Annotated in this window: 10 protein-coding genes; 5 read left to right on the plus strand and 5 right to left on the minus strand. The window is 53.4% G+C overall.

What is annotated here, in order from left to right; genetic code table 11:
- Positions 1-2 precede the first annotated feature (2 nt).
- Positions 3-236 carry a hypothetical protein gene (locus FHW76_RS12095; RefSeq protein WP_004132711.1) on the minus strand — a complete coding sequence of 78 codons (234 nt, stop codon included), beginning with the start codon at positions 234-236 and terminating at the stop codon, positions 3-5.
- Positions 237-389: 153 nt separating this feature from the next.
- Here FHW76_RS12095 and FHW76_RS26665 point away from each other — a divergent pair, with 153 nt between their 5' ends.
- The 3 genes from FHW76_RS26665 to lpxP all read left to right on the plus strand — a co-directional run bounded on the left by FHW76_RS26665 (position 390) and on the right by lpxP (position 2,028).
- Positions 390-566 (plus strand): YnfU family zinc-binding protein, encoded by a 177-nt coding sequence (locus FHW76_RS26665; RefSeq protein ID WP_214579372.1) that lies wholly within the window; start codon positions 390-392, stop codon positions 564-566.
- A 79-nt stretch (positions 567-645) separates the two neighbouring features.
- Complete coding sequence (locus tag FHW76_RS12100; RefSeq protein WP_023322470.1) at positions 646-918, plus strand: hypothetical protein; 273 nt, start codon at positions 646-648, stop codon at positions 916-918.
- Between the two features lie 201 nt (positions 919-1,119).
- Entirely contained in the window at positions 1,120-2,028 is a 909-nt protein-coding gene (gene lpxP, locus FHW76_RS12105; protein WP_023322469.1) for a kdo(2)-lipid IV(A) palmitoleoyltransferase, read from the plus strand.
- Between the two features lie 131 nt (positions 2,029-2,159).
- Here the strand turns inward: lpxP and FHW76_RS12110 are convergent, their stop codons facing one another.
- Complete coding sequence (locus FHW76_RS12110; RefSeq protein ID WP_062913846.1) at positions 2,160-2,759, minus strand: recombinase family protein; 600 nt, start codon at positions 2,757-2,759, stop codon at positions 2,160-2,162.
- 92 nt (positions 2,760-2,851) lie between these two features.
- Here FHW76_RS12110 and FHW76_RS12115 point away from each other — a divergent pair, with 92 nt between their 5' ends.
- Both FHW76_RS12115 and FHW76_RS12120 read left to right on the plus strand, forming a co-directional pair.
- Positions 2,852-5,578: a hypothetical protein gene (locus tag FHW76_RS12115; RefSeq protein WP_117147547.1), complete on the plus strand. Its 2,727-nt coding sequence runs from the start codon at positions 2,852-2,854 to the stop codon at positions 5,576-5,578.
- A gap of 8 nt (positions 5,579-5,586) precedes the next feature.
- Positions 5,587-6,423, plus strand: a complete 837-nt coding sequence (locus tag FHW76_RS12120) for a hypothetical protein (RefSeq protein ID WP_117147546.1) — start codon at positions 5,587-5,589, stop codon at positions 6,421-6,423.
- A 137-nt stretch (positions 6,424-6,560) separates the two neighbouring features.
- On the opposite strand, the gene FHW76_RS12125 is transcribed toward FHW76_RS12120, so the two are convergent.
- The 3 genes from FHW76_RS12125 to FHW76_RS12135 form a co-directional block, all read right to left on the minus strand.
- Entirely contained in the window at positions 6,561-9,038 is a 2,478-nt protein-coding gene (locus tag FHW76_RS12125) for a GDSL-type esterase/lipase family protein (RefSeq protein WP_181959791.1), read from the minus strand.
- Positions 9,039-9,114: 76 nt separating this feature from the next.
- A complete protein-coding gene (locus tag FHW76_RS12130; protein WP_117147548.1) occupies positions 9,115-12,183 on the minus strand; it encodes a host specificity factor TipJ family phage tail protein in 3,069 nt (1,022 codons plus the stop codon).
- Positions 12,180-12,560 (minus strand): nitrite transporter, encoded by a 381-nt coding sequence (locus FHW76_RS12135; RefSeq protein WP_104458895.1) that lies wholly within the window; start codon positions 12,558-12,560, stop codon positions 12,180-12,182. Before FHW76_RS12135 ends, FHW76_RS12130 begins: the two co-directional genes overlap by 4 nt.
- Positions 12,561-12,564 lie beyond the last annotated feature (4 nt).

Genomic DNA, 12,564 nt, shown 5'->3' on the forward strand with positions numbered 1-12,564 from the left:
CATTAACGTCTGCCGTTAATGCGCTGATTATCCCTGAGAACATCAATCGCAGTCTGCATGGCGATTTTGTCATCCCGCCTTTTTTGTTTGTCCTGCATGACCTGAAGGTATTCCAGCAAGGTGCGGGTATTAATCGGCCGGCCCTGTTTACCCACAGCCAGCACGGCTTCGCCAAGAATAATTTTCACTGGCGGTAGTTGTGCCGGATACCAGTCAAGGGTGTCTTCTGATTTCATCTTAAATTTCTCACGGAAGGGTAGTGTACCATAAATCAGACGTTCAATTTTCAATATCTGATATACTGATTCAGACACAACTTAACATAACTTATGCCAGTTATTTTTATATTAAAGTGTATAATAATTACTGTATTCCTCAGAGAATTATTTATGTCTTATACAAATGGGCTCAGGTATTTTAAAGAAAGACCGGTTCATGTTGCCTGCCCGGCATGCGCACACAGAGCCGATCAAAAAGCAGGTAAACTAAGAAAAGATGCGGTTCTTGAGTGCCCTGCCTGCGGACTGCTCTTCAGACCTTCAGAATGCTGGTGTATCGGCGGCTGATCAGCTTCTGCCACTTAACGTCAGTGATGTCGGGAAATGACAACATTTCTCCTGTACTGCAGTTGTCGAGGGTATGATAATGAAATCTAAAAAAACTGTTTTTATTGAAGGACATATCCTGTCAAACAGCTGTCACGGGCAGGCCGGTCAACCTTTCTGTATTCACCGGGTCAGGTTTAGTAATGGTAAATATGCGATTATACGGGTGGCATCCGGGATATGTTTCAAACCAGGCGAAATTATTCAACGAAACGATTGTGAGTGGTTTTATAAATTTACCAAAATTCGGCTTCTTTCTTTTGAGTACCTTGATGATGATGAATCAAGAAGACAATTTCTTGAGTATCAATGATAAAACATGGATTTATAACAGAATAACTTTGCTGGCTTACAATTCATTCCTGACTCTTTAAATTCTTTACCAGTCATTGCAAAGTTATTTTTTCTGAATTTAGATGACTTTAAATTGTCTAAAACAAAATGTATCGCTCAAGACGAATTGCTTCATTGTTTTCCTTTTGCGTTATAACCTTCATTAGCATTAAGGAAATTTATGGCACAGACTTTTACTCATAATTTACTCCATCCCCGCTACTGGCTTACCTGGACTGGTTTGGGTCTGCTGTGGCTTCTCGTTCAACTTCCTTACCCGGTTTTACATACTCTGGGCTCTGGTCTTGGAAAAATATCCAGACCCTTTCTGAAACGCCGGGAAGGGATTGCGAGTAGAAATATCGAACTGTGCTTTCCCGAGATGACACCGTTTGCCCGGAGCCAGATGGTCAATAAAAACTTTGTTTCTCTCGGGCTGGGACTAATGGAAACAGGAATGGCCTGGTTCTGGAGCGATGCGAGAGTCAAAAAATGGTTTGATGTCGAAGGGCTTGAAAACCTGACCGGTGCGACCAGAGGGGTAATGGTTGTCGGGATACATTTTATGTCCCTTGAATTGTGTGGAAGAGTAATGGGGTTATGCCATCCTATGATGGCAACGTATCGTCCACACAATAATCCATTAATGGAATGGGTACAGACAAAAGGGCGTATGCGTTCAAATAAGGCGATGATTAATCGACGTAATTTATCCGGTTTTGTTCATGCGCTAAAAGCTGGTGAAGCCGTGTGGTTTGCACCAGACCAGGATTATGGGTCTAAGGGAAGCGTTTTTGCACCTTTTTTCTCGGTAAAAAAAGCAGCCACGACGAACGGAACGTATGCTCTGTCAAAACTCGCTGGTGCAGACTTGCTCACACTTAGCATGATTCGACGTAGCGATAAAAAAGGTTATCACATGTATATCAGCAATCCGCTGTCAGGCTATCCAGGGGAGGACAAGGTCGCCGCAGCGGCTTATATAAACAAGATTATCGAGCGTGAAATTCTCCGTGCCCCTGAGCAATACCTGTGGATGCATCGCAGGTTCAAAACGCGTCCCGAAGGCGAAGCCTCTTTATATAATTGAACCATTCTACTTGTCATGTACCATGAATCTATCTTGCTGACTACTTTTTAACAGCAGCAGGCTTTACCACGTTGAAATCCTTAAGTTTATAAGGATGGGGCAATGTTTTTCGGGGAATTTCATAGTAGTCTTCAAACTATCTCCGATAATCCCTGCAATTTTCTACAAAGAGGTTCCCGAGTAAGTGCTACAGGGAGATATTTGTAAATCGTCTTCACCCCCACCCCTGTCACATCTGCGATCTGTTGTCGGGTAGCGCCGTTCTCCAGCATTCTGCGGCACCGCTCCACCACTTCTTCAGTCATTACCCGGCGGCGGCCACCGACTCTCCCCTGCTCCCTCGCAGCGGCTAAACCGGCGCGGGTACGCTCGACGATCAGCTCGCGCTCCATTTCCGCCAGGGCGCTCATGACGTGGAAGAAAAAACGGCCTGCTGGCGTACTGGTATCGATGCTGTCGGTCAGACTGCGGAAATTTACCCCGCGAGCCTGCAGCTCCGACACGAGCGTAATCAGATCACGCACGCTTCGGCCCAGCCGGTCCAGTTTCCAGACCACCAGCACATCGCCCGGTCGCAGCCGCCGTAAGGCGCGCTTTAACCCTGGCCGCCGGGCATTTTTCCCGCTGGCCATATCCTCAAATACCAGCTCACATTCTGCGCGAATCAGCGCGTTTTTCTGTAAATCGAGGTTTTGATCCCCGGTTGATACCCTCGCATAGCCAATCAGCACTATCTAACTCCTTGAAATAGCTGATTGTAAAAAGCCGCGGCCATTCGCTCAAACCCTCGTTTGTGCGAAGCCTCTTTTTGGAGCAAAAAAACATGGCCTTTGATCCGCCACTTGGGAGCACGTCGCCCGCGGTGCTGCTCGATAACGCCACTCGCCTGGACGAACTCGTTAACGGGCCCGCGGGCACCGTTACCGACCGTGCCGGGCAACCGCTGGACACCTGGCGCCTGATGCTGCAGACATTCGCGGCAATTGTTGAAAATACGCGGGAAAACCTGGTCCCTCTGGGAAAACAATATACAGACCTGTCGAAAGCCCAGGCGGATATCGCAAACATTCCTGATGGTGCGGTGATTTATGTACTGAGCCCGCTCAGTGACGTTCTGGCTGATGAGTATAAAAATATCAGTGGTGTACTCACGACCACCGGCAAACAGATGGCGGCAAAGGGCTATACCGATAATGTTATCAACAGCCTGAAATCGTCTGGCCTGATCCCCGAAGTCATGAACCCGGAAAGCGGTTATGTACTGGCGTTTCGCGATCCGGAGTCGAAGCGTTCCTGCATACTCGTAACCGTTACCGGCCAGGTTGAAATTCCCCTGCTGCAGTACCAGAACGGGTCGATTGAACGCCCGGCGTTGCAGGAGGAAATTCAACGGTTAATTCCCATGACCCTTGATCCGTCCACCGGATACATTATGGCCTGGATAGATCCTGTTACCCGCCGCATGGCGTTGCGGGTTTCGGTGAGTGGTGAGGTTGATATTCCGCTGCTGAAAATCGCAGACGGTGCCATTGAACCGGAGATGCTGTCACCCAATCTGCAGGGGCTGGTCCCCGTTTACCTGACCCCGGATAGTGGCTATGTCATGGCCTGGATTGATCCCGTTACCCGGCGCTGTGCGATGCGGGTTACCGTTACGGGCCAGGTAGAGATTCCGCTGCTGGCGATTGGTAAAAACGTCATCACAGCCGACAATCTCACCGATTCATTGCGCGGCTCGCTGATGCCGGTAGCTCAGGACGTCGTGAGCGTTTATCCGGATGCAATACGATCACGAATTGCAGAGCTTACAGCCCGCACCAACGACAAAGACGGATCGGGATGGGTGCCTTTGTCATCCCATATCTGCCGGGCATTGTACGGTGTGAATACCACCGGCACGGCGCTGGAATATCGGCGGTCGTTCGGCCTCAAAGTTGCCGGTAAGGCGCAGGGTGTTCCTTTTAATCCCGGTTCAGTAGCCTCCATCACCCGTAGGGGACGACTGACCAGCCCGACGATATCAACACCCTCCGGCTCGTTTTCAGCAGGCGACTATTACAGCTACGAGGCATATAACACCAACTCCAGCGTTTCGGAAACTGCGCCGGGAAACTGGAACGGGCAGAACGTCTATCTCGGCGATCTGCTGGTCTATGATGGCACCAGCTGGAGTATTCAGCGTTCCCCTGGCTCAGGAGCAGCGCGAAAGAACGATACCTGGTATCTGGTCACCTCGGCCGGGACATTTGCAGGAATGACGCTCTCTCCTGGTGACGCGCTGTTATTCCTGACCTTGCAAACTGCAGGCGGTGGATTCCTGCAGCCACAATTTGCCGTCCTGAACTCCACCAGTGATCTCCTGCTGTACGGGGGGGAGTTTTCCCCGGCCGCAGGGCTACCTGGCTCAAACCGTCCGAATGTCCTCTACCAGGCATCAGCTGGCGGGAGCGCTGGCGGGGAAACGTATGTAGCTGGCGATTACGCCATCTTTGATGGTGTTAACTGGGTAAAGATCGCCGGTGAACCAGTTTCAACGGTTGCTGCCGGACAGAGTATCAGCCTGCGATGTGCTGCGAACGCGGATGAATGGGAGTTCAGGCGTGCGGATAAAGCGGCGACGTCGGTTGCAGTGCGGATGAAAGCACAGGTTGCTAACGCTATGCGTCAGGGGATCTGCCAGAAGCTGCTGCTGATCGGCGACTCGATGTTTGGCAGTGGTTCCTCTGGCACAACGATTATCGCGGCGACTGGCCGTATTGGAGAGGTCCGCTCATATGGCGGCTCCACGTCAGATCAAGTGGTGGGGATGCTCCAGCAAGAGGCTTTATCCTGGGGCGATCGCTGGGCTGGGCAGGTAATAGGCGCATGGCATGGGCAGAACAATCAGCCGACGACAGATCTGGGGGCCGCCCAGGTACGTGAGGCGTCCATAAAGCTGCATAGGCTGGCCTGGGCGATGTTCATTCGCGTGCTGTTCCTTACTGTGATGGGGCAACGTCAGGCGACATGGAACGGCGTGCGGATGGTTTATACGCAGCATGAAAATCAGTTTGCCAGAACCGGCCCGCTCTATGAGCTCACGGAGTGGTATCGCCGAATGTTCCCCGAACAACACGCCGTAGTGTACGAGATCATGTTGTCTGCGGCGACGGATGCCATAGACCCGACTTTCCCTGGTATGACTGAAAAACAGGTTGCCGCGAAATATGGCGTGCTGCCGTGGTCATTTTTTGCCAGCGCGCTGATGCCCTCAGGACTCACAACCAACATGCTGACCTACCAGGGAACTTGGAGTAATGCCGGGACGCCTTCCGGTGGCTCACATGCTGATTACTATCTGCGGATTGCAGCCGGTACGGTGGGAAATGTCATCGTGAATAACAACGGCTCCTGGTCAGAAATTGCCATCGATATCACCCATCTCAGCCAGGCCGGAGGCCAGGCGCTGGCGTTTGGCGGTGCGGGTTTTGACCTGGGCGCAGGATACACACCGATCCCGACACGGGACGGTATTGCTGACATCCTGAACAACAATTATTTTTTCAAATGAGGTGAAGAATGGGACAGGTCGTTAATCTCTACGGGGCGAATTTCACGGATTCAAGATTACCAATCCTCTACAACTATCCGGGGCTGAATCCCGGATCGTTGTTTTTGCTGGACGCCGTGATGATAGACCCCGCTTTCAATTTCTCGGCAACCGGAACAACGGTATATACCGATAACCTGGCGGCAGAAGTGTCCGCAGAACTGACAGGGAAAACCGCGGCTGATTTGAAGGTGGCATGGAATAGCACGCTGGTCACCACCGGCTCTGCGCCGGAGGCGAAATTTGAAAGGACGGCAAAAGGCGGGATACATGGCATCCTGTCACTGGTGAATCAGGTGTCAGGTCACCGTGGGCGGTTTACCTGCCCAGGTATCATGCCGTATTTGGCCGAACATCAGCACGATCATAAATTCCTGCTCATTATGCACTATCAGGTTACCCGTGTCGGCAGTGGAACACCTGCAACGCAGACCACTGAGGTGCTGATTTCGTCACAAACGTCCCCCTCAACGAACCGCCTGATCGTAGCCCGTTTACCGAACGCCGTTTCTGCGGGTCCGGCGCAGTTCAGCCTGCAGTCGGACAAAAACGGGAGCGATTTTACAGAGAATATTTATTATCAGGATATGCCAGTATGGGGGGCGGCGTCGGGTTTCGGCGCGCTGGTGAATAATAATTGCAAGTCGTTTGTAATGTACCGGACGCACCTGATTGATATTGACGCATCCGGGATGGCACTGGCTGATATTGTGGCAGCAGAGCAGCAGCTGTTTAACGCCAACTTTAACGCGGGGGGGAAATACGCCGGTGATACCATACCTACCAGTCCATCGGCGTTGCCTTAACTCTGATGAGTTAAGGTAAGTAAGAAATATCTGGAAATATATGGAAAAATCCAGGAACATATGAGCCGCGCAAAGACGCACACAGCAATAATGTCGTTTATCGTTTTTCCCCCGGCGTGCCTCCGGGGGACATTTTTCTATCTGTTTGTTAAAGCACGAAAAACGGCGTCTTTGATTAGATAACCACCAGTTGCCGGATCCGGGTGAATGCCATCCTCGGCAAACCAGGAATGAACCGAGCCATAGGCATAATCTGCCGGATTATCTCCAAAAATGTACTGCAGGTTTATAAATGCACAGCCAAGCTCGGCAGTGACAGAACGGGCCCGTTTTGCCATTGTTGCCATTGTTGCCGGGTTATCTGGGCGCTCATTCTCGCAGGGCATAACGAACAGGATATCTGCACCCGGCAAAGCCGCCCGAATGCGGGCAATGAACGAGCGGAGGTTATTCTCGAAAGCCGTCGCTCCTCCCGTAATTCTCTGGTCGTTTGTGCCTGTCAGAATGATTACTGTGTCGAGCGCCAGCTCCGTCAGCGCCTTCGCGAAATCATTCGCATCCATTGTTAGCCAGCTGGCGAGACTTGAACCGGATGCACCAAGCTTATGAACACGTACGCCTGCTCCTGTTGCCAGGGGATTTAGTCCACAGAGCGAAACGGTACCGGACACGTTCTCAATGTTGAGCACGTTCGACGCATTTACTGTAGCCGGTGGGTTAATATCAACAAACTGCAGCCCGCTACCTTGTACGTTGAGCGTCGTCCATGCCCCTCCGTCCCAGTTATATCGAATAACACCGTCACCTGTACCCACATACCCAAGCCTGCACGTTGACCAGCCACCATCTGACGTGCCGGGAACAGTAGCTTTCAGCTTATCCCCAGGTGTGGATGACGTAACCACGGCAGTATCCGGAGAGCTGTTTGTGGGATTTTTAGTTCCGCTGTAGCTAAATAACCAGTTACCCGTCCATGTGAACAACGTTTTCAATACGTCTGAACTGCTCGGAGAAAACACGTTGGCGTTAATTATGCTCTCCGAGGTTGCATGTCTTCCAAACGACGTCCATCCTACCCCCGATCCAGCGCCATACTTTGCTCTTAATGCCTTTGCTAATGGCTGTGAAAACCGGTTTGGCTGTGTTGGCCAGGAGTCGCCAAAGATACCGACGGTTAGAATGGTTGATGCTCCTGATTCCAGCTGGCTTAGCTTCATACGACCAATACGGATTTGATGCGCTCTTTCCACATAGTCAGAAATAACTGCAGTGTTCGTCTGAGGTATCAGCAGTGGATCAAGCTGAACAGCATAGGGCTGGTAACCCGTCGCCTCGCCTCCCTTTTCAAACTGCATTGTGTTCAGAACCGTTTTGGCAACGGTCATTCTGATGTAAGCGGCACCTGTCGGTATTGTTAAAGTTCGGGGTGTTGCCGGAGATGTAGATGCCTGCTCACCTGACAAATAGTTTTTGTTTGCATCGTAATATGCAGTTTGATGAGCATAGTGTTGCGTATAGGCGTTCCCTGCAACAACCGGGATAAAATCTGAGGCATCATAAGTTACATTTGTCTTTATTGTGCCCGTTGAGGCATCAACATATGAATCAGGTGTCACTGCACTCTTATCGAAGAGGTTAACCCCAGGAACAAAAAAGGCGGCTTTTTCTACTGTCACCGCCTTTTTCTGTATCGCATCGGTCGAGACCGCTCCCGCGCTGAGAGGGACGGGATAAGGAGATAGAGGACGTCCAGGAACAACCAGGGTAGCGGAAGCATTTGCAGTAATCACGAACACAACAGCCAGCTCTACCAGTCCAGCGTTAGCCGTATTTTCCACCCGAATATCTAACCTGACTGCCCCGGCAGGAATAGTCAGCGTGTTTGTAAAACTGTTCACGCCTGTCGCAGTGGCATATTGCAATCCCTGCGTGCCAATCTGTGTACCAGACGTATCCCTGAAAACATAGGCCACGCGCCCGCCTGCGTTGGCATACCATGCAGTAACCTTCGTACTAATTACATCCCCCGCCTTCAAACCGCAATCAGCAAACCATGCCGTTCTCGCTGCCACACCTCCCGCTGCTGGTCCCGCTACTATAGCCGGGAACCCCATCCTTGAATTTGTGTTCGCCGCTGCTGTGATTGAACCCAGGGGGATATGTGTTTTCCCGCCAAGGGAAGGATAAAGAAGAAGCAATTCGCAAAGCGGATCAAACAACACATTAAGACCGCCAAAAACAGCCCTGATAATAGCGTCAACGGCCTGCTGGGAGGGCATTTTTCGGCCGGTTGGCTGTAGCGTCCCGGCGTTATTGATAACCTCAACTGCGAGCGCGCTGTCATCAGGGCTGCGGTAATAGGTGGTGCTCCCCAACGGAATATTCACGATATCCGCCTGCGCTGCCGTCAGGGTCATGTACTGCTTACTGAGCGGGATGATGTTCTGCCGGATCTCATCATTCTTCGCCATCATCTGGCGCCAGGTATCGAGCGGTTTCCCTCCGCGGTCATCGACCGTCTCCTCTGGCCCGTTCACCAGCCGATCGGCCCGTTTAACGTTATCCAGGAAAATTTCAGGCGTCGTCGTTCCCAGAGGCGGGTTAAGTTCGGCCATGTTTTTTGCTCCAAAAAAGGGATTCGCCCAAACGAGGGTTTGAGCGAAAGAAAAGTTGAAAGGGATTTTTTTGGTATTAAGCAGCGTCGCCAGGGTATGTGGCGTCGTCGTACTGGTAGAACGATTCGAGGTATTCTTTTGCGGTGACCTGGCAGGTTCCGTCAGACTGCGGGGCGATCTCCTCAACAATGGCGTCGTAGACGTGGCGCGTTGAGCCGCAGAACACCAGGCGGATCGGCTCGATGGTTGCCGACGACAGGTCAACCTTCATCGGGTCATCAAACTCGCTCAGGTGCGGGACTGTCAGCTGAAAATCACCCACCCTGCTCGCCACCATCAGCCCGGATGCAGAGCCATCCTGATAGCGGATCAGTGCTCGGGGATTTTCGAAAGACCAGTCCAGCGGCTCCGTAACGGTGAACGTTGTCACGCCACCAGCCGTTGTCATCGCCTCCACCAGACAGGAAATCGTGTTGTTACCCGGAATATCATCCGTGAGCACAATGCGATCGCCCGTGTTGTAGCACAGCGCGTCCAGCTCGGTAGTGGTCTGGAACGTCACCCGCTGCTGCAGGTATTTCATCAGGCGACGCATGCCGATCTGGTAGGCGAGATCCTGATTCAGTACCCCATCGAGTTTGTAGTTCTCGATTTTCACCGGCGTGGGATTATCAGGCGTCCGGCATTTAACGGTCTCCTCCGCCCAGGTAGTCCCGTTGATGTACGTCACGTCGACGCCATCAAAATCATCGTCGGACGGGACGGTAAATCCGCTCTGCAGCTCCTCCACCATCTCATGCGGAGTGATCACGCCAGTCCAGGGCTTAATCCCCTCACGGTTGACCGTCGCCAGGCCATCACTCAGCAGAAAACGTGACTTCCCGGCATTGGCTATCTTCTGCAGCATTTCCAGCGCTGAGATACTGTCTCCGGTAGCGAAATCGAAATTTTCGCCCCGTGGCGTCCAGTACGCGGATTCCAGCGCAGTGATGGTGTCGACGTCCATCTCCAGCCCCAGCGAGTTTCCGACATGCAGCAGAGCACCCGAGATAGTTCTGGCCGTTCCGGTTTCATAGGCGCGGGTGGCCACAACGTTTACGCGGCGGTCCGACTGCGCCGCCAGCTTCCCGCCCGTCTCAACGGTCACCGCCATCAGCGACACGCCGGGATAGGATGAAGGGCGCGTCAGCAGTCGCCCGCGCAGTGCCTGCCAGTACATCGAATCCCTGGCGTTGTTTGAGCCCTGCTCATTGCGCCGACGGCAGCGAACCTCTACCAGTCCCGGAGAACTGAGGGTGATCCGCTCAGTGAAACCTAACCCGTTGACGTTTTTCAGCGCATACTCGCCCTGGTGACTCACCCACCCCGATCCGGAACCGTAGACGCGATACTGTATCTCCCACTCAACGTGGCGGATCCGTTTTTTGCCCTTACTGTCAAAGCCGCAAATACCGTTCGGGAAAGAGAAATTCACCTCGAACATATCGACGGTCTCATTTTCAGGGCAAACCAGGAACGGCCCCAGCCAGCTCAGCGTGTCGTTAAGACCAGTGGCCTCATAGTCGATCATCGTCCGGGCGGTGAATCCCGGCCATGACTCATCAACGGCACCGTTAACCAGGCGCGCCACCGTCGCCGTTGTGCCGTCGGTCGAGACAATGCGGTACTCATTCCCGCGGTGAGCAAGTGAAAGCCGTTGCACCCCCTCCGGCATGCCGGAAAAGGCCGTTCCCGTGGCGCTGTTATAGGCAAGCGTCACATTCGCCGTTACCGCCGGGCTGCCGCCGGTTGATGCCGTGCCGGAGGTGTAAACCGGGGCATCACCGAAAACAGCTGCAGGCAGCGAAGAGGACGTGATCTCCCCACCCGCGAACGGACTGGCCGACTCGGTTATCAGTACGGTGCCGCCGTTGTCCTGCGCAACCAGGCCGGAGCCAGTGAGTCCCTCGGTGATGGCCGCCAGCAGTCCCGACATCGAGACGTAGTTAGCCACCAGCGACACCGGGTAGGTAACTCCCTGCCAAGTGATCGTGAACGTGCTGGAGCTGGTCGAAAAATCGTAGGTGGTCGGGGCCGCACTGGCCTGGACTTTTGCCGCACTCCCCCCGGTGCCGGGCACTGCAGCCTGACCGGGGGTATATGACGCGATAAACAGATCGTAATCGACAGAGTTAAACCCCAGCGTCACCGGCATTCCAACCACCGGCGCGATCTCCGTCAGCAGCGGGCTTGCGATAACGCTGTATCCGGCCGCCGTGGTGATCTGGTAGTTCGCCTGGGCTTTCAGTTCGACCACGGCGCCAGCGACCCAACTGGGCGGCAGTGAGTTATCGTTCTCGTCATTATCGTCATCATCATCCGTATCCAGCCCGGTAAACGTTACGCTCGAACCGGATACGGTCATGCTGTCTGCGATAATATCGTCGGCATCCGGCGACGTCTGGGCCATATCCAGCCCGGTACCGGATGATGTCCCTCCGACCTCAGTACTATTGACCCAGTTTTCACTGCGCTCATCGCCGGAAACGTCCGCGCCTGGTGGAAAATAGGTGATGTTGAAACCCGGCAGCGTTGAAGCTGGCGTACTGCCTACCCTGATATCGCCAGTGGTATAAATCAGTTCACCGACACCGAGACATAGCAGCATCTGGACGCGCATTTTCGTAGGATCTGCGGCATCGAACCGGGTAACGGGCTGGACCACATAATCCGGGTAGATACGCACCCGGCCAAACACCTCACGAATGGCATCACCGAGTTTTGCGGTGTTGGCCCGCGCCGGGTTCAGGTCGAGACTCCGCCCTGTGGATGAGGTATAGCCGCCCGTATCGATGCGGCTCATCAAAACAAGCGAATAGGCTGCAGCGGCAACGGAGATACCGACGCCGATCCACGCGATTGTGGCGGCCTCCAGCCCGAAGGGAACCGGATAAAACCTGACATCACTATCAGGGCGGATCACGCAGGTGGCCCACTCGCCTGGCGGAATTAACAGCCCCTCAACCTCAACGGTCAGCGGTGGGACATCCCGATCCTCGTAGCCTTCAACATTTTCCACCAGCCAGCTGCGAATACTGGTTACACCATGCTCATGCGTTTCGAGTGGTTCACCGGGAAGCCGGGACGGGTAAAAACGAATGGTCATTGCCAGAACTCCACTTTGACAAATCGGCGCTTAAACCGCGGCAACGGCAGAAAGGTGACGTTCGTTCCCGGATTGCATTCCGCCACATGCAGCAGGCCACCGATACTAACGACGATCCCGACATGGGTGACGGTTGACCCTGAATAGCAGGCTACCCCTGCGCCTTCGCATGGTTCACAGCGCTCCAGAGTAAGCATCATTCGACGCGCCTCCCGATCGAGGCCGCCGTCGTCTTTCGTGACCCCGGCAAAATCAGGCCAGAGGGGCAATTTCAGATCGCGGCGTATCTCGTTCACAATGCCGAAGCAGTCGAGCTGCGGATATACGCGCCCGCCCTTCAGCCAGATGACTGAACGGTATTTATCAGGGATAAACATTGGG

Source organism: Klebsiella sp. RC2 (genome assembly GCF_014192815.1).
Taxonomy (GTDB): domain Bacteria; phylum Pseudomonadota; class Gammaproteobacteria; order Enterobacterales; family Enterobacteriaceae; genus Klebsiella; species Klebsiella variicola.